We start from the raw sequence: 24241 nt of genomic DNA, 5'->3' as shown, positions 1-24241 counted from the left end.
GACCCGACAGGGGGCCACCCAACCCGGTAAGTTTGTGGAAAGAGTTTTTGACCCTCGCTGAGTTACACGCCCCGGACCACGAAAGCAGGATCACATGACCGTCTCTCCCCTCATTTGGGGTCTCACAATCGTTGTTATTCTCGCGCTCCTGGCGTTCGACTACTTCTTCCACATCCGCAAAGCACACGTTCCGTCGCTGAAGGAAGCAGCAATCTGGTCGTCCATTTATGTGGGTCTGGCGGTCGTTTTCGGCATCCTTGTCCTGATTTTCGGCGGGGCCCAAATGGGGTCGGAATACTTCGCCGGCTACATTACTGAGAAGGCCCTCTCGGTCGACAACCTCTTCGTCTTCCTCATCATCATGGCGAGCTTCCGCGTCCCGCGTGAGGACCAGCAGAAGGTGCTGCTGTTCGGCATTGTCTTCTCGCTCATCGCCCGCACCGGATTCATCTTCCTGGGCGCCGCGCTGATCAACTCGTTCGCGTGGGTGTTCTACCTGTTCGGCCTGATCCTCCTGCTGACCGCGGGAAACCTCCTCAAGCCCGGAGACCACGGGGACGATCAAGCGAACAACTTCATGATCCGGCTCGCCAAAAAGCTCTTCCACACCACCGATAAGTACGACGGCGACAAGCTCTTCACGGTGGTCAACGGCAAGCGTGCGCTAACCCCCATGCTCCTGGTGATGGTGGCGATCGGCGGCACGGACATCCTGTTCGCGCTCGACTCCATTCCGGCCATCTTCGGCCTGACGCAGAACGTGTTCATCGTGTTCACGGCCACTGCCTTCTCGCTCATGGGCCTGCGGCAGCTGTACTTCCTGATCGACGGATTGCTGGACCGGCTCATCTACCTGTCCTACGGCCTCGCCGCGATCCTGGCGTTCATCGGCGTCAAGCTCATCCTGCACGCCCTGCATGAGAACAACCTCCCGTTCATCAACGGCGGCGAGCACGTCAACGTCCTCGAGATCTCCACGGGCCTGTCCCTCAGCGTGATCTGTGGAACCTTGGTCATCACGGTGATCCTGTCCCTGCTCAGCCCGGCCGGCAAAGCCCAGACAGCCATCAACAACGCCCGCCGGCACGCCGTGGACTACCTCGACCTCGACTACACCGCGGACGCCGCCGAACGCGAGCGCATCTACCGTGCACTGACCGCGGAGGAAGCGCAGATCGTGCAGATGCCGCTGAAGTACCGGAACAAGGCGAAGGACGTGGAGACGATCCGCGAGCAAGTGAGGGAAGCGCACCGGCAGCACGAGGAGTTCCTGCGGCGCTGACCGCTTCCTCCCAGATGTGCCCGTTTCGATGGCCCGCTGCGCGCTAGACGATTCGTACCGTCTAACGCGCAGCGAAGCGTCGAAACGGCGATGGGATGTCTCCCGCCGGACTAGGCTGGCGTTCGTGACCAACGCAACTGAAACTCGCACCAAGGGCGGGCGCGGCCTGATTTGGCTGCTGCATCTAGTGGCGGTCCTGATTCTTGTGACGTGCTTCGTCTACGGAGGCATCACCTATGAGTCGCTTCCCGAGGTTGTTCCCACCCACTGGGGACCAGATGGAAGTCCCGACAGCTGGTCCCCGAAAACCTTTGGCTCGGTTTTCTTTCCTCTGCTGGTGGCTGCGGGCGTCATCGCGCTTCTGGCTATCGTCACAGCAGCGGTGCCGAAGATGATAATTCCGGACAATGAACCGAGCCTCTGGGAGCTCTATCGCCGGGAAGGCATGATCCGCGGCACTATCGCGACCTTGGGCAGCACCACGATCCTGATCGCAGTCTTATCCGGATTTTTTGCCGTGGCAGGATGGGCGAATCCGAACCATGTTTCTTCTTGGCCAGCGCTTCTGCTCACTGCACTGATTCTTGGAGTTATACCGCTTTCTTATGCCTCAGCTTCCCGATGGGCCCATCGGACGGCACTGAGCCGGGGAATTCGCCCCACAGCGGCGGAAGAGGAAGAAGAGAAGCTCTGGATTGCGGGCATCCTCTACAACAATCCAGACGACCCACACATTCTGGTTCCCAAACGATCCGGAACCGGCATCGGCCTGACGGTAAACGTGGGTAGTCCCAAAGGACGTGCCGTCAGCGTCATTTTCCTGGTCGTCTTTGTGGTCGCTCCACTGGCTCTAGGCGCGATGGCAGCCCTCTGACGAACCTAAGATTTCGATAGCTCACAGTCCGGACAGTGCAGGGAGGCCAAACGAGAAGCATCTGCTCCTCTTCGAACATCAGGCTTTATCACCGGCGCCGCCAAACCCTGGCGGAAAGACCTCTGTACCGGCTCAGATACGTGTCGGTTGCGGCTTTAGACCGGCTCCGCTGCCAGTCCGTCGTCGGCAGCACTGCGCGCTTGGCCTGATTTCCGGAATAGCAACCCTGAGTCCGGGCTGTCGCGCACCAGTCCGAGGCGCTCCAAGACTCTCACCTGCGATTCGGCCGTTGTGCAAACGATTGCTGCCGTTCCAGCTCCAAGGTCCGGCATCAGCGAATTTACAGCACTCTCGAGTTCGTCTTCAGGTAGCTCCGGATCGTGGATCAAGGCGTAGAGCATCCACACTTCCTTGACCCCGAGCCGCTTCTTCCACTCACGAAGATTGGGGAGTACGCCACGTGCTCGGTGGAACCTTCGAGAGGGCAGGATGGCTAGAAACAGACCCACGATGACCAACTCGGCTGCCACGAACACACCGAATCGTTGTTCCAAAGGCACGATGTAATTCATCAGGATCACGAACAGGATGGCAGTTCCTGCCACGAGAATGGCCCTCACCCCGACCACCCGCTGGAAGTCGTGGTCTGTTCCGCGCATGGCAGTGACACCGCCACGGCGTACAACCAAGCCAGCGAGCGAAGCCATGGTCAGGGTGTATGACATGGAACCAACAGTGCTGGCCCGCTCCCTCGGCGTGCGATCACCAAGGGATGCGTAAACCTTCGCCGCTTTCCTCGCTTGGCCAGGGCCAACCTTGTGCCACTCATTCCCTGCTGATCCCACGCCCGTGCCTGCCTCATGTCCGTATCTGAAAGTTTTTGCTCTGCCCATCTGCAAATGTCAGCCATCAACAAGTGGCAGAAGTTCCCCGTTGTTGTCTTCCAAGTGCCCCGCATAGATCGACTGGAGATAGGGATGTTCAGCAATCAACTCACGAACGAACTGCTGGGGATCTCGGGTGCTCATATTGCTTGGTCAGCATCCTCACTGTCCTCAGCGATCCGCTGGCGAATCGCCTGTCGGTCATCCCAGAACCGTGAACCAGCAATGACGCCTACCAACAACCCCACGACGATTCCAACCCCAATCACCAAAGGACTGGGTGTCTTTCCGCTCATGAGCCAAGCAGTGAGCCACGCTGCGGGCACGGCTAGCAGAATAGCAGTTGCCGTCACAAGAAAAACAAACATCGGCTTCTTCAAGAATTGTCCTTCTTCAGTGACATATGCGGGCTGGGACCCTCGGCGGGGCACACCGTACCCGCTCTGCAGTGCGGATGATGGGCCGATAGGCATCAGCCTGGACAAGACTACAAGTTCGCCGGGCATCTCCAAGAACGGACCACGCACCGTTTCGATGGCTCGCTGTACGATAGACGATTCCTACCGTCTAACGTGCAGGGAAGCGTCGAAATGGTCGCGCCGGGCACAGCGTCCGTTTCGATGGCTCGCTGCCGATTCGATGGCGCGCACGGCACACTGCGCAGCTAAGCATCGAAACGGAGCCCCGAAAAGCCCACAAAAAAGAGGAGAACACCTCTCCTCACTTTCAATCTATACGGCACAGGGGGCCTTGCCGCAAGGCCCAGGGGCTCCTGCACAATTGAGAGCCGAATCCGGACCAAGGAGCTCCCATGCCTCTCGCAACCAGTGCCTTCAACCTGCCCGAGCACCTATCCCCCAAAGCCGATCCATCCCTCATCGCGGCCGACGAGGAGCGCTTCGCAGCCATCGGCGAAACACTGGAACACACCGTGGCCAACCTCGAACAGCAACTCGAAGCCATCAAGAAAGCCCCAAGCCGCTTCGGACAAGAAGCGGTTGAGAAGGACATCGAAATCCGCCGGCTCACGGGCAGACTCAAAGCCCTGAAAAAGTTCGGCCTGGACCTGTGCCTGGGCCGCGTCATCACGCAAGAAGAGCCTCTCTACATCGGCCGCCTCGGACTCACGGACAGCGACGGCCAACGCCTCCTTGTCGACTGGCGCTCCCCCGCTGCCGAACCCTTCTTCGGCGCCACCCATGCCAACCCCATGGGCCTCGCCAGCCGTCGCCGCTACCGCTGGACCCGCGGCAGGATCACGGACTATTGGGACGACGTCTTCGGCAAAAACAACCAAGAGAACACCGCAGCCCTCGAGGACCTCTCCGCCTTCATCGCCAGCCTGGGCACCAGCCGCTCCGCAAAGATGCGCGACGTGCTCGGCACCATCCAAGCGGACCAGGACTCAATCATCCGGGCTTCGTCCCGTGGTGCGTTGGTGGTCGACGGCGGTCCCGGTACCGGCAAGACCGTGGTCGCCTTGCACCGGGCCGCGTACCTGCTCTACTCCGACCCAAAGCTCGAGCATCGCCGCGGCGGGGTGCTGTTTATCGGCCCACACCGTCCCTATTTGAACTACGTTGCGGACGTCCTCCCAAACCTCGGCGAAGAGGGCGTGCAGACGTGCACCATCCGCGATCTGGTTCCCGAAGGAGCCTCTGCTGCACCCGAGCCGGACACCGCCGTCGTACGTTTGAAATCCACCAAGGAGATGGTCAAGGCGATCGAAAGGGCGATCCGGTTATACGAGGAACCGCCCAAGGAAGGCATGGACATTGAGACGCCGTGGGCCGATGTATGGCTCAGCGAGGAGGAGTGGGCCGAAGCCTTTAGCGCGCCCAGCCGGGGCACCCCGCACAACGAGGCCCGCGATGAGGTCTGGGACGAACTCGTCACCATCCTGCTGGACAAGTTCGATACCGACGAGATTCCCGAGGACCTCCTCAGAAGGACCTTTGCGCAGAACACGGAGCTAAGAGAAGCGTTCACCAAAGCGTGGCCACTGCTGGACTACGCCGAGTTGGTCGCGGACCTCTGGCGCGTCCCGGCATTCCTGAAGCTGTGCGCGCCCTGGCTCGCTGAAGACGAAACCAAAATCCTCCAGCGCGCCAACCCCACAGCCTGGACCATCCCCGACCTCCCGCTCCTCGACGCGGCCCGGCAACGGCTCGGCGACCCGGAGGCCTCCATCCGCAGGAACAAGCAAAGAGCAACAGCCGCAGCAGAAAAGGAACTCATGGACCGCGTGGTGGAGGACCTCATCGCGGCCGACGATTCCGAACTCATGGTCATGTCCATGCTCCGCGGCGAGGACATGCAGGAGAAGCTCACCGAGGATACGCCGGTAGTGGACCCCGACGTCCTGGCCGGCCCGTTCGCGCACATCATGGTGGACGAGGCCCAGGAACTCACCGACGCCGAATGGCAGATGCTCCTGCAGCGCTGCCCGTCGCGGAGCTTTACCGTGGTGGGCGACCGCGCTCAGGCGCGCCACGGCTTTCGCGAATCGTGGGAGGAGCGGTTGGAACGCGTCGGGCTCGGCACCGTCCACCGGACCAACCTCACCATCAACTACCGCACCCCGGAGGAGGTCATGGCGGCGGCCGAGCCCGTGATCCGGAAAGCCCTCCCCGACGCCAACGTGCCCTCATCCATCCGCAGCGGACCGCCCGTGCGGTACGGCTCGCTCGGCGACCTTGGGCAGTTGCTCACAGAATGGCTCGCAGCCAACGCTGAAGGGACGGCTTGCGTCATAGCAACGCACGACGCCGGACTGGGCTCGCTCCCAGCGTCGCCACGCATCCGTGTGCTGTTACCGGAACTGGTGAAGGGACTCGAGTTCGATCTGGTGGTCCTCGTTGATCCAGACTCGTTTGGAGCCGGCATCGAGGGAGCCGTGGACCGCTACGTCGCCATGACCCGCGCGACGCAGCAGCTGGTGATCCTTAACAGCGGAACCCAACTGCCGGCGTCGTAAATTCAGCTGTCCTTCTCCGCGGCAGACTTGAGGTCGGCCGCGAACTGCTCAAAGCTCGCGTCGAAGGACGGGATCTTGCCAGCAAACAGCGGGAACACCGGGCCGCCAATGCGCTCATTCATTTCGAACCGCGTGCCGCCGTTGGTTTCCGTCAGCGTGTAGACCCGGGTGCCCAGCGCGTCGCCCCAAGAGAGGCGCCGGGCGGGCTCAAACTCCTTGATCTTGAGCTTGAACGTCCGGCTCGGGTCCAGCGTGGACACGAGCCTGATAGCGGAACCGGGCGTGATCTCACCCTCCAGCGAAACGATGGTGGAGTTCCACTGGGGGTAGTTGCCCGCCGTGGTCAGCAAGCTCCAGACCTTCGCTGGGGTCGCATCAATAGTGGCGGAAACCTGCGTGGTACGGCTGAACGTCTTGCTCACGGTGTTTGCCTTGATGGCCGAGTCGTTGGACATGTTCAGATGCTACCGCCGGCGGTCGGCCACGTCAGTAGACATTGATTCCCGCATCTGCGTCATGAACCTTCCACGGGCGTCCCTGACTTGGAAAGACTCATGCGCAAAAGAGGGATGACTCATGACTGAAATACGCGGAACCAAGAACGGCGTCGAACCGGGCATCGGATGGGTTGTGGCCACCGACTGGACCGGACTCAGGGGACGGAACGTGGAGGTCTACGATCACGGGCAGTTCGTGGACAGCGGAAAGGTGGAGTCCGTGACGCCGAGCGGGCACATCCTTTGGCTCGCCTTCCAGGGGAACATACCGCGCCGGATCATCGAAAAGCTGCCCGAGGTCAGCATCCGGATCATGCCGGACTAGCCGGCTTCCTCCACATCACGGACAGCACAATCACCACGAGGCTCAACGCCAGCATCACCAGGACCATCAGGCCCCAGTTCGCTTGGTTCACGCCCGGCCCATAGAACACACCGATCAGCACGGTGGCTGTAATCGCGCCCAAGTACCGGCAGGTCTGGAAGATCCCGGCCGCAACGCCACGCTCTTCCGGCCGTGCAGAAACGTACAGCCCTTGGTTGGATGCCGTGCTGACTGCGCCATACGGCACACCCATGACGGCTGTGAGCACCAGCACGAGAGGTGGCCACAGGGACAAAGTCAGCAGCCCGAGCGCCGCGGAGGCAACCGTCAGCACCAACACTCCGGCAATAAGCACGGTCCGGACGCCGAACCGCTCGATCAGCCGGACGGTCAGCGGCGTCACCAGAACCGACATCGACGCGAGGGGAAGCATGAGCAGGCCTACCAGTCCGGCGTCGTAGTTTCCTGCTTCCTGGAGCAACTGCGGAAGGCCGAAGAACGCAAAGTAGTAGACCCCGCTGAACACTATGAACAGGAGGTAGACCAGCAACAGCGGGCGGTTCCGGCCGAGCAACCGCAGGTCCAGGAACGGCGGGCTGAAGCGGAGTTCACGCCACGCAAACAGGGCGGCGATGAGGATGGCGGCACCCAGCAGATACCACCGGTAGTCGGGCATGACATTGAGCAGGGCCATCATCGCCAGCATGAGTGAGACCACGAAAGCGAGGATGCCGGGGATGTCCGAATCGCGGATCAGTTTCCCGAGGGAGCCCGTTTCGCGGCCGGCGTCGGCGGGCGCGGTGCGTTGCACCACCAACAGGGCAATGAGCGCGAGCGGCACGTTGATCACGAACAATGCCTGCCAGTCGAACAAGCTCACCAGCAGGCCGCCGACCACCGGCCCGATGGCTGCGGCCGAGGTATTGGCCATCTGGATCCTGCCCAGCGGCCGGGTGGTGGGCACCTTTGCCAGCCGGCTGAGGTCGGTAACCATGACGACGGCGGACGGGTACGCCGTCGCTGTTCCCACCGCCATGAACGCGCGGGCAACGCACACCAGCGCGAAGTTCGGCAGGAACGGCGCGATCGCGCACGTCACTGCCACCAGCGCCATGCCGAAGGTGAACAAACGGCGTGGGCCAAAGCGATCAGCGAACCTGCCCATGAGCGGCTGGCCGGCGGCAGAAGCGAGGTAGAAGGCGGTGATCACCCAGGTGACCGTGGCGACGTCGAGCGCGAAGTCCTCCCGCAGCACCACCAGCGCCACCGCGATCATCGACGAGTTCAGCGGATTCAGCGCTGTACCGATGCTGAGTGCGGCGATGGCCAAGCCTGGACGGGAGTTGTTGGTGGTCACCTACCCCAGTCTGGTGCATCGTTGCCTCGGGTCACGAAACGGGCCCGCAGGGTGGGACGCCCCAACTCTTAGGGTGGGGGTGCGGCGCGCGATTGAACTTTTTGCTGGATCATTCCGAGTCCCACTCGCCGGAAGCCCTCGTTCCCGGGCCCTCCCTGAACGGCTGTGGCGGATGATCCAGCAGAATCTCGCCGCCTCACAGTTTCCGGAGATTTCTGCACCGATTCGTCGGTGACCTGTGAAATCTTCGTCGACGGGGCAAGCGTCTCAAAAAACAGCGGCTCGGGCGCGGCAGCCATGGCCTCTTGATCTGGCACCAGCAGCGGCAACAAATAGGTTCTGGCTTTTCCAGGCGCCAAAGCCGGAACTATGTTGGACTACTCCTCGAAGTGCGTCGTGACTTTTCCGGAGGAGACGGCAGCGATGATCGACTGGGCCAGGTGCCGCAGTTTGATGTTCCGGTTGCTCGATGCGGTGCGCAGGATGGTGAAAGCTTCTTCCTGGCTGCAGTGGTTCTGCGCCATGATCGCGCCCACAGCGAGGTCGATGATGGTGCGGGACTGCATCGCAGCGGCAAGGTCGTTCCGTGCGTCGCTGAGCTGGGCGATCTTCAGGGCCAGGCGGAGGGACTTCGAGGCGTGCGAGGCGAAGACCTCGGCCCGCTCGATGTGATCATCACTGAATGCGTGGGCCCGCTCCGAATACAGGTTCAGCGCAGCACGGGCGTCTCCTTCGAGAAGCAGCGGAACGCTGAGGATCGAGCGAAGGCCTTGGCCGGAAGCGGCCTCCACATACTCGGGCCAGCGCTCCTCCTGGGTGAGATCGGGGACCAATACAGACGCCATGCTTTCCGTGGCCGTAAGGCACGGACCTTCGTGGGTGTTTTGAAGTTCGTCCAGAACGCGCGCGCGATCATCGCTGGTGGCAGCGGTGGCGGCGCGCTTCTTGCGCAGGACGGTGATACCGCAAAAGACGGGCGCGTCGGGAAGCGAAAGGCTCTCGGCGGAGAAGGCGGCCAAGTCCGTCAGAAACGCCTCGACATCTTCGCTGCCCAGGACAAGATCCAGAAAGTAACCATTCTGGAGAGCTTCCTGCTCAGGGCGGGGGTTGACCATGTGACGTGTTCCTAATGACTGAAAAGCGTCCCCGGCCTACAGCAAAGGAGCGAAAATTGCCGCCCTCTGCAAAACGGTCTTGCATAACCATAACGTTCAACGATCACCGGTACAAAGTGCGGCACGGCGAGCGCTGACCTGCGGTTTTAGGAAGCGAGCAACCACCACTTTGTCAACTCCTTACGGCTGTCACATTGGGCAATAGCTAAGTATGCTTACTATTATAGTTCCAGTCCGTCACACGGACCATCGATCGCAAAGGAGTCATCCCATGGGCATCGAAGACAGCATCCACAAAGCCGCCGAGAACGCAATGGAGGACTTGGCCGGCACTTCGGATCCCGCACCCAAGGACCGTCAGGTGCCCGAACCCAACACGCAGGACGACGACATCCAAGTGCACTCGTCCATCAGCGAGGGTTCCAACGCCATGGACTCGGAAACCCCGGAAGAGCAAGCCGAGGACCGTTCGTTCGCCGTGGACGGCCACGGCGAAGCGCACGAGGAGCACCCGCACCACGACGCAGGCGTGACAGACAGCGATATCAACCAGGACCGCGAGGGCGACCGGGATGTACCCAACGCCGCGGGTGATGTCCCCGGCCCGGCAGGCCTGCCTGAGGGTGATCCGGACGCGCTCCGCGCCGATCCTTCGGAGGGTGGTGAGGATCCCTCCAGCTCGATGGGCCGGGGCTGAGCCATCTGGTCTTCACAAGCGAACGGCCGCTCTACAACCGGCTGCAGTTGCGGAGTGGCCGTTCTTCGGGGAATAGGATAGCCCAAATATCTCAGATCATGAACATTTCGCTGACAACCTCAAATGCTAATGATCTGCTTCATGCTGGCGGTAACCTGGGACGCGCCGGTAGGCGAGCTGCGTCCACTTGCGTATGACACTATAAATGTCTTATGAATGACGAATAGAGCTATCAAAACAGTCTACCGGCTTCTGCTGAAAGAACCACCATCAACAAATCTCCGAACACTTCCGCTGAGCCTTTATTGCGCCCATAAACACCGCGAGCAGGTGAATACGACTAAACGCACCACTCCAGAGAGCTCATTCCTCCGTGCTCTCATCAATATATCTCTCAATTGCACTAACCATGGCCTTTGCCTCTATTTTCGAAGTTGCACTATTGAGACCAGAAATGATCTTGACCAACACCGGATCCGCAAAACGTCCAAGTCCGGATCCTAGTTGCTGAATGGTAAATCGACCGAGGTTGCAGCGAAAAATAGTCTCCGCTCCTTTGCTACTCAGAGGGTAGTAAATCGGCCCCATCGATCCTATGTGATCATCCAGAATATCAAAATGTGGGTGCACAATCGTATAGTCTTCGGATCGAGTCGGGAATGTCTTTCGCTTCGGATTAACGCGAACTTCCACGTCTTTCTTTGAAATGTTGCAATCCTTGCATGCAGCAGCTAGGTTCTGGGCAACAAACATAAACTCAGGACATATCTTCTTTGGAATGACATGCTCAGCATCCCAAACGGAAGCATTTGTAGTCGGGTATTCTCTTCCGCAATATGGACACTTGAACTTTTGCGCTCTAATATAATGCTTTTTTATCTCAATTCGAATGCTACTAACTTCGTCGTCAGACCAAAAGGATGCCGATTTAACTGCCAGGGCATTGAAGTTTTCAATTGCTAATGTGGATTTTTCCGAGTACTCGATCACTTCCATGTAGTCTTTGACCCCGATCGCGTTTCAGCAGCCTTTACCAAGCCCTCAACAATAACTAAGGCCGGATCGTCCGTATCCATCTCCGACGCAAGTCGCCGTATTCGCCCAAATGCTTCATTGAATTGTGCACTTTCAACCTCCCCTTCAGCTATAAGTTGTGCAGCTAAAAGCAATTGCTCACGAACATAGTAGTTATTACTGTTTGGAAGCCCGAACGCTTCCGCAAGCAACAAGTCAGCCGGCTGACCTGACAATGCCGAAAGTGGAGGAAGCGCGCGGTCATCAAGGGAAACAATATTTGCATTGCTGGGTAACTCGGAAACCACTAGAGGAGAATGTGTTGCAATGACGAAATGGCATCCAAGGTAGTTTGAGAATGTCTGTAGCAGAAGGTCGACGTAGCGGACTTGCCATTCGGGGTGCAGGCTGAGTTCGGGTTCATCGATCAACACGAGGCTTCCGTGCTTAATGACGGATGCCAAAGATAATAGAGCAGTAACGATGCTGACCTCACCTGAACTCGCGTCCTTCAAATTCGTCGGAAGGCCGTTCCGGAGTATATCTACTGCGTTCAGTTGGAGGAAGCCAGCACGCCGCAAAGGTTGAACCTCGCGGAATTCTTCGTCTTGAGATCCCGCGCGCCTGAAGTGGGTCTCGTAGCGAATTTTCCCGCCTCGCTGCCTGTCGATTACCTTCGTCAACAGGAAAGCCATGTGTTCGGGTGTTATTCCCTCAAGTTCTACAACGTCACGAGCCCGCTCGGCAATTCGCTTGTCTAGAATAACTTCTGGATCCAAGATATTCCGCCCCTGGAAAACAGCCTCCGTGACAGTCCTAGAAATTCGTAAGCGATAGCTAATGCTTAATGTCGGGGACAATTTGAGAAACTCAAACACTCGTGCGAGATTTGCCCGCCGGAAATTGTCTTTCACGCCCCTATCTTCGAATATACTATTCAAGGATCTAAAGAGTAGATTTTCGATTGCTGCTCTACCCGTGCGATCACGTAGCCCGAGATATCGATACAAGGAAGAGTTACTGTTGCTTGCGACTTCCATAGATAATGGTAGAGATTTGGGGACAGGAAACTTGTCGAATGGGCTTATGGTCAATGCAACTATGCGCGACGGAAGCGGCAATAATTCCGGCGGAACTCGGTGACCTTCCACCAGCAAGGTGGGGCCGAAGGGGCTATGTTCAACCACACATGTCCGCCCGGAGGCGCGATAGACCAGTCTCGCCAGTGGCAGCTCCACCTTAGCTGGGTTCTTTCCCTTTGCCATTTCTTCGAGGAGGAGAAATGTCTCGACTACGGAGCTGAGCATGTGAGACTTGCCAGATCCATTCTTTCCGATAATCGCCGTTACATGCTGTCCCTCAGCAAATACTGAGGCTCCGTCAGTAAGATCAAAGCGGGCACCAGAAGTGCGCCTCCCACCGAACACCTCCTCACTAGCTCGGCTTACAACTTCTAGCAACTGGAATTCCAAGTAGTCCCCCTCAATTCGCTCTCACAACGGTGCCGTATGCCAACGATACTGGCCACCCGGTCCCGTTTGTTTGCGTGTCCCGCTAGACAGCCGCCGTGGGGACCCGCACCACCAACTCCCTGCCAAGTTCAATCCGTTGCGGCAGCCCCTCGTCGCGTTCCAGACTCCCCGCCGGTGAAGGAGGGGTCCCCGCGAATATGAGCCACAGTAGCCGGTTGTCGCGGCCTTCGTGGAGGGGCTGCCGATGGCGATCTCGGCGTCTGAAAAATTCTCCAAGGTGATTTCGATCAGGGGTACCCAGTCATTCCCACCGGGCAGGAGTTGGAGGGAGAAACGGCGGTCTTCCGAAATGAGCGGTTTGTCCGGCTAATCTGAGGTGGGCTGGCCGGGCCACGGCAGGGTTCCGAAACGGTAATCCACTGCGCGGTTTCCTCGAAGCCGGTGCAGGCCTCGGGGTTCATGGCACCGTTGTTGTCTAGGTTCGCGTGTCCGGCCTGGCGCGTGTACGTGGCTCCGCCCCAGAAGTCGTGTTCGCCCACGTCTGGCAGGACAGGCCCTTTGCCACACATAGTCCCAAGGCCGGGAATTGGTGACCTCGTCTCAACCGCGCGTGGTGAATGGGCAAGAAGGGGCGGGGGCTTTCGTACTGGTGTCGGAAGGGCGATCGATGTAGGCGGCGAGGTGCCGGTCGCCGATTCCGAAGGTCAGGGATCGCCCGTCATCGAAGTAGCCGAGGGTGGTGGTTGCCTTGTTGTGGGCTGCGGAGACCAGGACGCGGGTACCACGGCCATCGCCGTCGATGCCCTCTTGGAAGGCGTGCCCGGCACGATGTCGCCTCGGCGTCCGCGCGGGCCAGCGGTCGCGGCACTGAGAGATCATTCGTCGGAAGGGGCGGTTTGGTGAGAGAGCGTGGGGTGGGTGGGGAGATGTCCCTCCGCGACCCACTTTGCGCTCCAAACAGGCCATTTGCACCCTGTTCCGGTTGGACAATTGCCTCGAACGGCTCAAAGCGGGTTGCCGAGGTACAGCCGTTGGACAGGACAGGACAGGGCAGGGCAGCTCAGGCGATCCGGGCGTCCGTGTCCGGGTCCTTCCGGGTGTCGAGCATCCCGGCGACCTTCTTTTCCAGGGCGGCAACCGTGGTTTCAGGCAAAACGATCAGGCCATCGAGTTCCTTGCGGGCACGCTTGTATGCCGTCTGACGCTCTGCAGGTGTAGCGGCGACGTCCTCGGCAATGCGCAGGAGTTTCCTGGCCGTGGCAAGACGTTCGCGCTCGGGTCCGGTGAAGTTGCCGTCCTTGATACGCCTTGCTTCGCGCTCCGCGATCTCGAAAGCAATCTCATAGCTGTGCACGGTTCCCCGGTATTCGGCGAGCCGTGCCGCCGTCGTAATGTCTCCCGGGGAGGCAGGACGCAAGCCGTCGGCCTCCTTTTTGGCACGCAGGAAAGCAACCGTGAGCGGTTCGCGAACGTCGCTCATGAGGGGGTAATCGATGAGCTTTCCGACGTCGAGCTCGTAGTCCAGCCACTTGTGGTTCACGGCGTCGTGGGCGGCCATGAGTGCGGCAACTTCGGCTTGGCTGGCTTGCTCAGTGACGGCCTGCTGGTTCTTCAGTTTGTACAACTCCACCTTGCGCCGGTGGCGTCGTTCGCTGGCGCGGGACCATTGCCGGATCCACCCGCCGGCCATGCCGCCGATCGGGAAGATGAGCCACCAGTAATGTCCGAGGAAGTCGAAGAAGGGTTGCACAGACTCATCCTCCCACCGCCTTCCATGTGCCTCAACAGCCAAGGGCGCCGGTCCTCATCAACCGCCAATGGATGGCGAGCATGAGAATCTCTTATTCTCACGCTAATTATCCATTAGTTATCACTACAGCTCGGTACGCTCTTGAGAAACGCAATCAGCCGCTTGGAAGGACCTGCCTTGACCACCACGAATCACCACAACGACGTGGAAACCGCCCAGCCCCTCAATGTGGTGGTTGCCGGATCAACCAGTGCCGCCGGCCAAGCAGTTGTGGCGTCGCTGCTGGCCAAGGGCGCCCGCGTTGCCGCCGTCGATCTTGACGCCGCGCGCCTGGAGGCACTCGCGGAAGCCAACCCCGGCGTTACCCCGTATACGTGCAACCTTGCGAACCCCGAGGCCGTAGAGAAGCTCGCCGCCACGGTCCGCAATGACTTCGGATCGGTCGATGGCCTCATCCACTTGGTGGGCGGATGGCGCGGCGGCGAAGGAATCACAGGCCAGAGCGACGATGACTGGGGCGTCCTCCACACGAGCATCATGACCACTCTCCGGAACACCTCGCGCTCCTTCTACGCGGACCTCGAAGCCTCGCCGCGCGGACGGCTGGCGATTGTCTCAGCCGTGGCCGCCGCCAAGCCCACCGCCGGCGGCGCCAGCTACTCGGCGATCAAGGCGGCGTCGGAGGCCTGGGTCCTGGCAGTGGCGGACGGATTCAAGGCGGAGCAGTCGGGCCACAAGACCGAGCCGAAGGAACAGACCTCTGCCGCTGTGGTCTTCGTGGTCAAAGCACTCTTGGACGATGCCATGAAGGAAGCCGCGCCGCACCGGAAGTTCCCGGGCTACACGCACGTCCGCGAGCTCGGCGAGCACATCGCTGCCCTGTTCGACGCCCCGGCTTCCCACCTGAACGGCACGCGGCAGCACCTGGCCTGAGCTGCGGCGTCGTACCCCCTCGCTAGCATGGCCCCCATGGACCAGCGACTGCACTTCATCACGTTTGCCACGCCTGACCTCCACCGGGCCCGCGCCTTCTACAAGGACGGGCTCGGCTGGGATCCCCTCATGGACGTCCCCGGCGAGATCATCTTCTTCCAGGTTGCCCCGGGCCAGGTCCTGGGTCTCTTTGACTCCGACAAATTCGACCAGGACCTGGCCACCGGCGATAAAACCAACGGCGTCAGCGGCGTCACTTTGTCCCACAACGTGGGCAGCGAAGCCGAGGTTTCCCGCACCATGGAGCAACTGGTCGCAGCCGGCGCCACGGTACTCAAACCCGCCCAGGCAGGAGCATTCGGCGGCATTTTCCACGGCCACGTGAAGGACCCCAACGGCATCGTTTGGGAAATCGCCTACAACCCCGGTTGGCGGATCGACGACGACGGCACGGTGGTTTTCGGATGAGCGCGGCTTTTGGGACAAGAACGGCCGACGACGTGATCAACCAGGACCTGCGAGCACAGTTCGAGACGTTCATCGATGAGCACCGCCGCGCCCTGAACACCAGCCTGGATGGGCTCACCGAGGAACAAGTACGACGGCGGCTGGTCCCCTCCCGCACGACGCTCCTGGGACTCGTCAAGCACGCGACGTTCGTGGAGAAGGTGTGGTTCGACGAAGCGATCACCCGCCGCTCCCGCGCTGAGATCGGCATTCCGGCCACGCCGGATGAGTCGTTCATGCTGACTGACACAGACACTATCGAAAGCATCCAGCACGCCCACCGCGAGGCATGCGAGGCGTCGCGGCGGGCGGCGGCGGAGCTGGGTTTGGATGACCTCTTGCTGGGGAATCGCCGCGGTCCATTGCCTCTGCGCTGGGTGTACCTGCACATGCTCAGGGAGCTTGCGCAGCACTGCGGGCACGCGGACATCCTCAGGGAGCAGATCACGAGCGTTTGAGCCCTAATTTGGAATACCAAAATGGATTACTTGACGAGCAATCTCGCCGAAAGCATTGCATTCCTGACCACCCTTGAGGCATTCTGGAATACCAAAAGCGGATCGCGAGCCCGCAGCGGTCCCGGTAGTTCCACCCAGGAGTACAACGATGTGCCTTCACGACCACACTTCAGCGCCCAAACCCCAGGGTGAGTTGCCCCGCCGAGGCATCCTTGCCGGAGCCGCCGCGCTGGCAGGAATTTCCGTGGCAGGCATCGCCGCGCAAATGGCCTCAGCTCCCCCGGCTCTGGCAGATAGCCCCCAGGCCGGACCGAACTATCCCGGCAATCCCCTCACCACACAGCCAGTAATCATCGAGGGCGGTACTGTGGTGGACCCCAAAACCGGCGATGCTGTTGCTGACGGCGTGGTGGTCCTCGACGGCGGCAAGGTGACCGCCGTCGGAACCCGGGACCAGACCCGCAAGGCAGTTGCCGCCGTCGCAAACCGTGCGCGCGTGCTGAACGCCGCCGGCCGCTGGGTCCTCCCGGGCCTCGTCGATGCCCACGTTCACGCCAATGCCCTCGCCGACGCCCGCCTCCTCCTCCAGGGCGGCGCAACGAGTGTCCGCAGCGGGTCGAGCACGTTCTATCAAGACATTGCCATGGCCGCCGTGCCTTCCTGGGCGCCCGGTGTCACTCCGCGCATGACCCCGGCAGGCCTGTTCATCTCCCCCGACCAAGGTGATTCCCTCCTCGCCGATCCGGATCTGGCCCCGCTGGCCACCCTCAAGGACGGCGTGAAGGAAACCCAGGACCTCGCTTACCTCACGCGGATCAACCTCAAGCGTGGTGCCGAGGTGATCAAGACCCGGGCCAACCCCCGCGCAGGCATTCCCGAGCAGGATCCACGCGAGCTGGTTTACAACGTGGACCAGATCGGGGCGATCGTGAAGGCTGCGAAGGGTGCAGGCGTCCTGTGCCACGCGTACAGTGCAGAAGGCATCGACGGGGCGGTCCGCGCCGGCGTTCGCAGCATTGAGCACGGGGTGTTCATGACGGAGGCGACCATCCACGAGATGGCGCGCCGGGGCACGTGTTTCACGCCCACCATGGATGCGATCACCAGCATGGCGACGTCCGCCAACCCGATCCTGGCCGCACGTGGCAAGGAGTACACACCGATCCTGCAGGCTGCCGTCCGGGCCGCCAAGGATGCTGGCGTCCCGATCATCGCCGGTACGGATTCCTTCGGCACGGATGTCACCCCGATCGGAACCGAGGTCCGGTTGCTCTCCGAAGCTGGCCTGACGCCGCTTGAAGCGCTGCAGGCAGCCACCACCAACGCGGCGCGTTTGCTCGGGCGAGGCGACACGATCGGCCGCTTGGTACGCGGCTCGCTTGCCGACGTCGTGATCGTCGATGCCGACCCGCTGGCTGACGGCTCGGCGCTCGAAAAGGTGAGCACGGTGATCGCTCAAGGTGCGGTGGTTCGAACGAATCTCTGATCCGTTGACATGTGACTAAATGGTCACCTATTCTGAAGCCATGGACCCCGTGTTCAAGGCACTCGCAGACCCCACGCGTCGGGAATTGCTCGACGAGTTGTTCCGCGCGGACGGGCAAACCCTGTCGGCCCTCGGAGCCCGGTTCGAGATGACTCGTTTCGGCATCGCCAAGCACCTCAAGCTGTTGGAGGATGCAGGATTGGTGGTCACCCGCCGTCGGGGGCGTGAAAAGCTGCACTTCCTGAACCCGGTCCCCATCAGGCTCATCCATGACCGCTGGGTGAGCAAATACGCAGAACCATGGGCCGCTGCCCTCAGCGACCTCAAATCCAGATTGGAAAGTCCCATGGAAAAAATCTTCGAGATCTATATCAAGACCACCCCGGAACGGCTGTGGGAAGCCATCACCAACAGCGAGATCCGGAGCAAGTACCAGTTCGGGAACACCCTCACCTCGGACTGGACGCAGGGTGGGCGCTTCGAGATGCGCAATCCCAAGGCCGACGCACCACTCGGAGAAGGCGAGAACATCGAGGTCGATCCACCGCGCCGGCTCGTCCAGACCATGACCGCGTTGTGGGGCGATGACGTCAAGGCTGAGGGAACCTCGCGGATCACCTGGGAGATCGAGCCGGTGGGCGATTCGTGCCACCTCACCGTGACGCACGATCAGCTACGCGAAGGCGCCAACGACCAGCTCTATGGCGGCTGGCCCATGATCCTCTCCGGCCTGAAGACGTGGCTGGAGACGGGCGAGACGCTCACCACGCCTGGCTCACTCATGTACGCCTAGCCCAAGTAGGTCGCATTTGTGCGCGTTCTGAGGGCTCAAAACGCGCACAACTGCGACCCAGTTGGGTAAGGCGACGTTAGGCGACGGGGGCCGGCACCTCTTCCTCGGAGAGCCAGGCCGCCTGCATGGTCCCGAGCAGGTGCGGGGCGAACTCTTCGCCGATGGACAGGACCACGCGGCATCGTGCTCCCCGCTGGTCCGGGAAGCCCACATACTGGCCACGGAGGTCGCACACGGTTTGGCCACGGCTCGGACCGTTGGTCGTGTCCACGGCTACCCGGACCTTGGGAGCCACAGCCACTTCCACTCCCCTGACGGCAATGGCTGCGGCGAGGGGATCATGCATCGCGGAGCAGGCCCGCCCGAAGATGTCCACGTAGAAGCCGAAGTAGTAGCCCAGCATGTCGCCGAGGGCCTGGGAAACCGGGTGGTCGGAGGCAAGGAGTTCCTGCCGGTGGCTTTCTTCCAGGACGTTGGTCATGGTCACGTCCAGGGGCACCAGGGTCACATCCCAGTCGGCTGCAAGGACTTCGGCCGCGGCTTCGGGATCATTGGCGATGTTGGCCTCGGCCACCGGCGTGATGTTTCCAGGAGCCAACGCTGCGCCGCCCATGATGGTGATCTCAGCGACGAGTTCGGGAAGCTTCGGTTCCAGGCGCAGGGCTTCGGCGATGTTGGTCAGCGGGCCGATTGCGACGACGCGCAGCTCACCGGCGTGCTTCCGGGCCAGTTCCACGAGGAGTTCCGCGGCCGTACCCGGCACCGGCTCACGGTCGGACGGCTCAAGGTCCACTCCCCCGATTCCGTTGTCGCCGTGCACATGCGGAGCTCCGCCGTGGAACGTGCCCACCTGCGGATCGTGTGCGCCTACGGCAACGGGAATGTCCGGGTGCCCGGAGAGCTTCAGCAAATCGAGCGTATTCCGGGCCCCGCCGGCCGCGCTGATGTTGCCGCTGACGGTACCGATGCCCACCAGCTCCGCCCGTGGCGACGCCAGGAGGTAGGCGAGGGCCAGGGCGTCGTCGATGCCTGTATCGCAATCAAGGAAGAAGGGTGCGGGCTGGTTCATGGTTCTCTCATTTCGGGTCTTGCGGAACATGGCTGGTGAGATGCGCGCGGAGCTGGGTACCGCCGTCGTGCTTTAGATCTTTTGGCCCTTGGGCGCTGCGATGAACAGGCTCACCACGAAGGCGAGCACGGTGATGCCTACGGAAATCCAGAGGGCCGTTGAGTACCCGGCGGCTGTGCCGAGGCCCGCGAACGGTGCAACAACCACGACGCCGAGACTCGCCCCGATGCCGAAGCTCGCTCCGTTGATGCCCGGCAGGGCGGCGGGCGCTTCCTTGGGCGAAAGGAGAACAGAGAGTCCGTTGATCGCGGTGAGGAAGAAGCCGTTGTAGAAGATGCCAAGTGCGGCGATGGCGATGAGGACCGCGATCTGGTTGTTGGCGAACAGCGCAGCCACGATCGCGCAGGCCAGGCTGGCCGCCGATCCGACGCGGACGGTCTTGATCCAGCCGCGACGGTCGGCAATCCAGCCGGCGAGCGGTGCGGCGAAGACGCCGATTAATGCCGCGGGAGTCAGGAAGAGCAGGGCCGCGACGGAGGCGGAGAGGCCGAATCCGCTGTTCTTGTCCTGGCTCAAGAGCACCACGGTGAAGTTGATGATGGCGAAAATACCGGCCAAGGTCAGGACCGTGGTGGCAATGACGGGCCACACCTGGCGGGAACGGAGGTGGTGGACGGCAACCAGCGGGGTCTCGCGCTTCTTCTCGATCAGCCAGAACGCGGTGAAGGAGGCGATGCTTCCGGCAAGGAGGCCCAGGGCTGCCGGCGAGGTCCACCCTGCCGATGAACCCGTGGACACGAAGTACGTAACGAACACCAGGAACACCGACAGCGAGCCCGCACCCCACCAGTCCATCCGGCCGGCGGCAACGGCGGACCGTCCCTTGGGGACTACTTTGATGACGCAGACGACGGCGATCGCGGCCAGTACCAGCACGGCGACGAAGATCGACTGGAAGCCCAGGGTTTCAGCCATCAGGCCACCGAAGTAGCCATCCACGCCACCGACGCCGCCGTTGATGGCAGCGATGATTCCGATGGACGTGCCGAAGAGCCTCGCAGGCAAGTACTCGTTGAGGACGATGTAGGACAGCGCGAAGATCGCACTCGACACGCCCTGCATGAAGCGGCCGGTGACCAGCAGGGGAAGGTTCGGGGCGAAGATACACAGCACGGTTCCGGCTCCCATGATCGCGAGGACCAGCAGGAGTGCGGTGCGGCGTCCAATGAAGTCGCTCCAGCGTCCGATCACCGGACCGGCGATGGCGCCGGCCAGGAAGAACATGGACTGGACCTGGGCAACGGCTTCCGGTGTCTCGCCGAAGAACGAACCGATGTGGGGCAGCGCAGGGGTGATCATGCTGGCGTTGAGCTGGAACGCGAGCACGGCCAGGACCAGAGTGGTGATCAGGAAGGCAGCGGCACGGCCCTGAAACCGGCCTGCCTCCGTCTCCGTCGCCAAGTCCGTTTCCTGCGGTTCCACCGCGGTGTTGGGGATGTTCACATCAAACTCCTTTGTCCGAGGGCGCCGGCAAGCGCCGCTGGATGTGAGTTGTTATACAAGCATGTATTACGAGCTTGTGCAACCTCTGACAGTTCTCCGGTACAGTGTGACTAACCGATTCCTAGCGAGGCTCCCTTGACCGACAACGCCGTCCAGTTCCTCTCCCGGCCCCTCGCTGCCCAACAAGGGCAGCCCCTGCGCGTAGCGGCCTACTCCCGTATCGCCGAGGCCATCAGGACCAAGCTCCTGCCACCTGGCTCCCTCCTTCCCACGGAGACCGAACTGGGCAACATGATGGACGTAAGCCGCACCGTGATCCGGGAGGCCCTGATGCTCCTCGAGGAGGACGGCCTCACCCGTGCACGACGCGGAGTGGGCCGGTTCGTGGCTGATTCCCTGCCGCGGATCGGAATCGAGCACATCCGGCCGTTTGACCAGCTGCTGGGTGGCCAGGATTCGGACATCCAGGTCAAGCGGGTGGCTGCCATCAAGCAGCCCGCCTCGGAATTCGTGGCACCCGGCCTTGGCGTACAGCCCGACGAAGACGTGTGGTTCTGGGAAAGCGTGCTGATCCGTAACGGCGAACCCGTGGCGCACTTGCAGGAGAACGTGGCGCAGGATCTGCCGGAAGCTGCGGAGTTGTTGGAGGCGGCCGAAGCACCCGGACTGCCCGCTGCGACACTCCTGGAAATCCTCGCGGGCCTCTCCCGAAGCACCCTGGGTCCAGGCGAATGCCAGATCAGCCTCAGCACGGCCGGTCCCAGCCGTGCCAAACTGCTGGACCTCCGGCCCTCCGATCCAGTCTTGGTCCTCACCCAATACGTCCGCCGCAACGGCGCACCGTTCTACCTGGCCAAATGCCTCGTCGCAGCCAAGGCCGGGCACCTCTCCGTCATCCAGTCATCCTGAACTTTCTTTCCAAGGTAGGTCCCCCATGAGCTCTTCCATGCCCAATTCCGCCCTCACCATCGTGGGCAGCATCAACCTCGACATCACGGCCACCACCCGCAGGCTCCCCTCCCCGGGCGAAACCGTAGGCGACGGCGTTCTCCGCCAGCAGCCCGGCGGAAAAGGCGCCAACCAGGCTGTCGCCGCAGCCCGGCTGTCCGGTTCTTCGCGCATGGTCGGGGCCGTCGGCCGGGATGAAGCGGGACGAACCCTGCTCGAAGCCATGGCGGCTGCCGGCGTCGACATTGCGGACATCGCACACGTCGACGGCGCCACCGGTACAGCGCTGGTTCTGGTGGACTCCGACGGCGAAAACCAGATCGTCGTCTGCCCGGGCGCCAACGGGCAGGTCTCCGTGGAAGGTGTTGCCTTCAACGATGACGAGGCCGTGCTGTGCCAACTCGAAGTCGACCAAGAGGTGGTCCTGGAGACTGCCCGCCGCGCCAAGGGCTTCTTCGCCCTGAATGCCGCACCCGCCGCGCCTTTGCTGCCCGAGCTCCTGGACCGCTGCGACCTGGTGATCGTCAACGAAACGGAATACGCGCTGATCCCTGAGCTGCAGAACGCGCCGTTGGTGGCAGTGACGTACGGCGGCGAGGGCTCGGCGATCTTCAAGAACGGCGAACGTGTGGCGGAAGCTCCCGCCGTTGCGGTGACGGACGTTGCCAACACCATCGGCGCCGGCGACGCCTTCTGCGCGGCTCTGGTCTTGGCGCTGCAATCCGGATTGCCCTACGGCCATGCGCTGGCTGCGGCCAACGCGGTGGGAGCCGACGCCGTGAGAGATGCTTCCTCCCAGCCGGCCCTGCGTCCGCTGCAGCACTACATCGACGCGTCGCGCTCTTCGGCCAGTCTCACTTGCTAGCATGTCTGGACATGACGGAAAAGCAACCTAAGCCAGACACCCAAACAGCAGCGGACACCGCGCGGGTGGACTTCACTGCTATCCCCCGCATCAAGAGCGAGCTGACTACGTTCGCGGGGACCGCTGACTTGGCCTAACCGACAATCCGGAAGTCGTTGAACTCCCCGGTCGCATCCGTAACCTGGAAGTCGACGTCCTCTACACGGCCGGGTGCACCGGACGAGTTGAGCCAGTCCAACAGGTGGTCGACGTCCGGGCGCGGCCCTTCAGCGACCAGTTCAACAGAGCCATCGAAGCGGTTCCGCACCGTTCCGGTCAGCAGGAGTTCGTCTGCCTTACGGGCCGTCCAATAGCGGAAACCTACGCCTTGGACTACGCCGGAAATCCGCGCGGTGAGCCTGCACTCGTCGCTAGCCATGGACCCACCTTAACGAATCCCGCCCTCGTACGCCCCTCCCCAGGTACAAGGCTGGGTTGAGCGGACGAGGGCGGGATCCGTGCGCCGGAAAAACTAGCTCACCACGATGTCCCGTGTGGCGTTGTTATATGTGATGGTGACCGGGCCGCCGTCGTGGTTCAGCTCGTGGTTGGCACCATCGCGGGCGCCGAACGCACCGTAGTTCTCGTCCCATGAGCGGTTGAGGGCGATCTTGTAGGTGTAGAAACCGGCAGGCAACTCTGCAGTCAAAGTCCACAGCTGGACCAGCGGGTTGAACTCCATCTGCGCCTCGTCATACTGCGGAGCCCAGTCCTCGGCCGCACCCAGGAGCTTGTTGAAATCACCCGCAATGGCAACGGCTTCCGGCTGCGGCAGCGTTTCGACGGCGGGGGCAGCGGCCTTCTTGACGGGTGCCTTTCGGGTGGTGGCCTTCTTGGCGGTGGGCTCGGCCTTCACAGCGGCGGCCTTCTTCGGGGCTGCCGCCCGCTTGGCCTTGGGCTTGGCCGGCGGGGCAGTCGGGACGGCGACGTCGGCCGGGACGGGAGTGCCGGCGTCGAGCGCTTCCGCGAAAGCCGAAACGTCCGGGAAGGCGACGGTCGCGCGCAGACCATCATCCGGGATGGTCCAGCCCGAGCGGCCCTTCACCAGCCAGCCAGCTTTGACCAGCTTGGCCGAGGCCGTGGTCAGGTTCTTGTGGCCGCGCGGAATGCCACCGCTCAGCAGTTCGGCTTCATGGGCGTCGAACGGCACGCGGACGGTTGCCTCAGCCAGCACTTCACCGGCGTTCAGCATGGCCCCGGACCACACGCCTTCGGCCAGGATGTCCAGTACGGCCTTCAGACGAAGGTTGGTGTTCTCGGCGGTGCTCGCGCCCATGCTTCTCCTTCAACGGTGGATACTCACCCAGCAGTTTGCCAATGATTTGTTAATTCCGGCGACTGCAAAAGGTAAACACCGTGTGTCGTGACCGAGTGTGACATTCGTGACGCCCGAAGT

Annotated in this window: 26 protein-coding genes; 13 read left to right on the top strand and 13 right to left on the bottom strand. The window is 61.7% G+C overall.

What is annotated here, in order from left to right; translation table 11 throughout:
• Positions 1–94 precede the first annotated feature (94 nt).
• The gene (locus ACFVSJ_RS00260; protein WP_387432979.1) at positions 95–1282 is read left to right on the top strand and encodes a TerC family protein; all 1188 of its coding nucleotides are present in this window, start codon (positions 95–97) and stop codon (positions 1280–1282) included.
• A 124-nt stretch (positions 1283–1406) separates the two neighbouring features.
• On the top strand, positions 1407–2156 hold the full coding sequence (locus ACFVSJ_RS00255) for a DUF1648 domain-containing protein (RefSeq protein ID WP_387432977.1): 750 nt from the start codon (positions 1407–1409) through the stop codon (positions 2154–2156).
• Between the two features lie 155 nt (positions 2157–2311).
• Here the strand turns inward: ACFVSJ_RS00255 and ACFVSJ_RS00250 are convergent, their stop codons facing one another.
• On the bottom strand, positions 2312–2881 hold the full coding sequence (locus tag ACFVSJ_RS00250) for a hypothetical protein (RefSeq protein ID WP_387432975.1): 570 nt from the start codon (positions 2879–2881) through the stop codon (positions 2312–2314).
• Positions 2882–3180: 299 nt separating this feature from the next.
• Complete coding sequence (locus ACFVSJ_RS00245; RefSeq protein ID WP_387432974.1) at positions 3181–3420, bottom strand: hypothetical protein; 240 nt, start codon at positions 3418–3420, stop codon at positions 3181–3183.
• 431 nt (positions 3421–3851) lie between these two features.
• Here ACFVSJ_RS00245 and helR point away from each other — a divergent pair, with 431 nt between their 5' ends.
• On the top strand, positions 3852–6017 hold the full coding sequence (helR, locus tag ACFVSJ_RS00240; RefSeq protein ID WP_387432972.1) for an RNA polymerase recycling motor ATPase HelR: 2166 nt from the start codon (positions 3852–3854) through the stop codon (positions 6015–6017).
• Between the two features lie 2 nt (positions 6018–6019).
• Here the strand turns inward: helR and ACFVSJ_RS00235 are convergent, their stop codons facing one another.
• Positions 6020–6472: an SRPBCC family protein gene (locus ACFVSJ_RS00235; RefSeq protein WP_387432971.1), complete on the bottom strand. Its 453-nt coding sequence runs from the start codon at positions 6470–6472 to the stop codon at positions 6020–6022.
• A gap of 121 nt (positions 6473–6593) precedes the next feature.
• On the opposite strand from ACFVSJ_RS00235, the gene ACFVSJ_RS00230 reads away from it, so the two are divergent.
• Positions 6594–6839, top strand: coding sequence for a hypothetical protein (locus ACFVSJ_RS00230; RefSeq protein ID WP_387432969.1), 246 nt, complete (start codon positions 6594–6596; stop codon positions 6837–6839).
• Here ACFVSJ_RS00230 and ACFVSJ_RS00225 read toward each other — a convergent pair.
• Positions 6826–8196, bottom strand: a complete 1371-nt coding sequence (locus ACFVSJ_RS00225; RefSeq protein WP_387432967.1) for an MFS transporter — start codon at positions 8194–8196, stop codon at positions 6826–6828. The two genes, ACFVSJ_RS00230 and ACFVSJ_RS00225, sit on opposite strands and share 14 nt — an antisense overlap.
• A gap of 377 nt (positions 8197–8573) precedes the next feature.
• Positions 8574–9311, bottom strand: a complete 738-nt coding sequence (locus ACFVSJ_RS00220; RefSeq protein WP_387432964.1) for an ANTAR domain-containing protein — start codon at positions 9309–9311, stop codon at positions 8574–8576.
• A gap of 271 nt (positions 9312–9582) precedes the next feature.
• Here ACFVSJ_RS00220 and ACFVSJ_RS00215 point away from each other — a divergent pair, with 271 nt between their 5' ends.
• On the top strand, positions 9583–10008 hold the full coding sequence (locus ACFVSJ_RS00215) for a hypothetical protein (RefSeq protein ID WP_387432962.1): 426 nt from the start codon (positions 9583–9585) through the stop codon (positions 10006–10008).
• Positions 10009–10371: 363 nt separating this feature from the next.
• Here the strand turns inward: ACFVSJ_RS00215 and ACFVSJ_RS00210 are convergent, their stop codons facing one another.
• The 4 genes from ACFVSJ_RS00210 to ACFVSJ_RS00195 all read right to left on the bottom strand — a co-directional run bounded on the left by ACFVSJ_RS00210 (position 10372) and on the right by ACFVSJ_RS00195 (position 14244).
• The gene (locus tag ACFVSJ_RS00210; RefSeq protein WP_387432961.1) at positions 10372–10998 is read right to left on the bottom strand and encodes an HNH endonuclease; all 627 of its coding nucleotides are present in this window, start codon (positions 10996–10998) and stop codon (positions 10372–10374) included.
• Entirely contained in the window at positions 10995–12494 is a 1500-nt protein-coding gene (locus tag ACFVSJ_RS00205) for an AAA family ATPase (protein WP_387432959.1), read from the bottom strand. Before ACFVSJ_RS00205 ends, ACFVSJ_RS00210 begins: the two co-directional genes overlap by 4 nt.
• 600 nt (positions 12495–13094) lie before the next feature.
• Positions 13095–13373, bottom strand: coding sequence for a hypothetical protein (locus ACFVSJ_RS00200; RefSeq protein WP_387432957.1), 279 nt, complete (start codon positions 13371–13373; stop codon positions 13095–13097).
• A 181-nt stretch (positions 13374–13554) separates the two neighbouring features.
• Positions 13555–14244: a hypothetical protein gene (locus tag ACFVSJ_RS00195; protein ID WP_387432955.1), complete on the bottom strand. Its 690-nt coding sequence runs from the start codon at positions 14242–14244 to the stop codon at positions 13555–13557.
• Positions 14245–14421: 177 nt separating this feature from the next.
• On the opposite strand from ACFVSJ_RS00195, the gene ACFVSJ_RS00190 reads away from it, so the two are divergent.
• The 5 genes from ACFVSJ_RS00190 to ACFVSJ_RS00170 all read left to right on the top strand — a co-directional run bounded on the left by ACFVSJ_RS00190 (position 14422) and on the right by ACFVSJ_RS00170 (position 18421).
• Positions 14422–15177: an SDR family NAD(P)-dependent oxidoreductase gene (locus tag ACFVSJ_RS00190; RefSeq protein ID WP_387432952.1), complete on the top strand. Its 756-nt coding sequence runs from the start codon at positions 14422–14424 to the stop codon at positions 15175–15177.
• A 36-nt stretch (positions 15178–15213) separates the two neighbouring features.
• Positions 15214–15645 carry a VOC family protein gene (locus ACFVSJ_RS00185; protein WP_387432951.1) on the top strand — a complete coding sequence of 144 codons (432 nt, stop codon included), beginning with the start codon at positions 15214–15216 and terminating at the stop codon, positions 15643–15645.
• On the top strand, positions 15642–16142 hold the full coding sequence (locus tag ACFVSJ_RS00180) for a DinB family protein (RefSeq protein ID WP_387432948.1): 501 nt from the start codon (positions 15642–15644) through the stop codon (positions 16140–16142). Before ACFVSJ_RS00185 ends, ACFVSJ_RS00180 begins: the two co-directional genes overlap by 4 nt.
• Positions 16143–16290: 148 nt before the next feature.
• Positions 16291–17628: an amidohydrolase family protein gene (locus ACFVSJ_RS00175; RefSeq protein WP_387432945.1), complete on the top strand. Its 1338-nt coding sequence runs from the start codon at positions 16291–16293 to the stop codon at positions 17626–17628.
• A gap of 40 nt (positions 17629–17668) precedes the next feature.
• On the top strand, positions 17669–18421 hold the full coding sequence (locus ACFVSJ_RS00170) for an ArsR/SmtB family transcription factor (RefSeq protein ID WP_387434134.1): 753 nt from the start codon (positions 17669–17671) through the stop codon (positions 18419–18421).
• A gap of 76 nt (positions 18422–18497) precedes the next feature.
• On the opposite strand, the gene ACFVSJ_RS00165 is transcribed toward ACFVSJ_RS00170, so the two are convergent.
• Together ACFVSJ_RS00165 and ACFVSJ_RS00160 are read right to left on the bottom strand one after the other, a co-directional pair.
• Positions 18498–19490, bottom strand: coding sequence for a nucleoside hydrolase (locus tag ACFVSJ_RS00165; protein WP_387432943.1), 993 nt, complete (start codon positions 19488–19490; stop codon positions 18498–18500).
• 72 nt (positions 19491–19562) lie between these two features.
• The gene (locus ACFVSJ_RS00160) at positions 19563–20993 is read right to left on the bottom strand and encodes an MFS transporter (RefSeq protein ID WP_387432942.1); all 1431 of its coding nucleotides are present in this window, start codon (positions 20991–20993) and stop codon (positions 19563–19565) included.
• A gap of 135 nt (positions 20994–21128) precedes the next feature.
• Here ACFVSJ_RS00160 and ACFVSJ_RS00155 point away from each other — a divergent pair, with 135 nt between their 5' ends.
• From ACFVSJ_RS00155 to ACFVSJ_RS00145, 3 genes are read left to right on the top strand one after another with little or no spacing between them, the layout of a single operon-like run.
• On the top strand, positions 21129–21902 hold the full coding sequence (locus tag ACFVSJ_RS00155; protein ID WP_387432939.1) for a GntR family transcriptional regulator: 774 nt from the start codon (positions 21129–21131) through the stop codon (positions 21900–21902).
• Between the two features lie 25 nt (positions 21903–21927).
• On the top strand, positions 21928–22806 hold the full coding sequence (locus tag ACFVSJ_RS00150) for a PfkB family carbohydrate kinase (protein ID WP_387432937.1): 879 nt from the start codon (positions 21928–21930) through the stop codon (positions 22804–22806).
• Between the two features lie 11 nt (positions 22807–22817).
• Entirely contained in the window at positions 22818–22943 is a 126-nt protein-coding gene (locus ACFVSJ_RS00145) for a hypothetical protein (RefSeq protein ID WP_387432934.1), read from the top strand.
• Here ACFVSJ_RS00145 and ACFVSJ_RS00140 read toward each other — a convergent pair.
• Entirely contained in the window at positions 22940–23224 is a 285-nt protein-coding gene (locus ACFVSJ_RS00140; RefSeq protein WP_387432931.1) for an acylphosphatase, read from the bottom strand. The genes ACFVSJ_RS00145 and ACFVSJ_RS00140 overlap by 4 nt on opposite strands.
• Positions 23225–23317: 93 nt before the next feature.
• A complete protein-coding gene (locus ACFVSJ_RS00135) occupies positions 23318–24121 on the bottom strand; it encodes a hypothetical protein (RefSeq protein WP_385665551.1) in 804 nt (267 codons plus the stop codon).
• Positions 24122–24241 lie beyond the last annotated feature (120 nt).

This window comes from Paenarthrobacter sp. NPDC058040 (genome assembly GCF_042885775.1).
GTDB lineage: Bacteria > Actinomycetota > Actinomycetes > Actinomycetales > Micrococcaceae > Arthrobacter.
The sequence above is the reverse complement of the archived record's forward strand: the minus strand, read 5'-3'. Positions and strand labels throughout refer to the sequence as shown.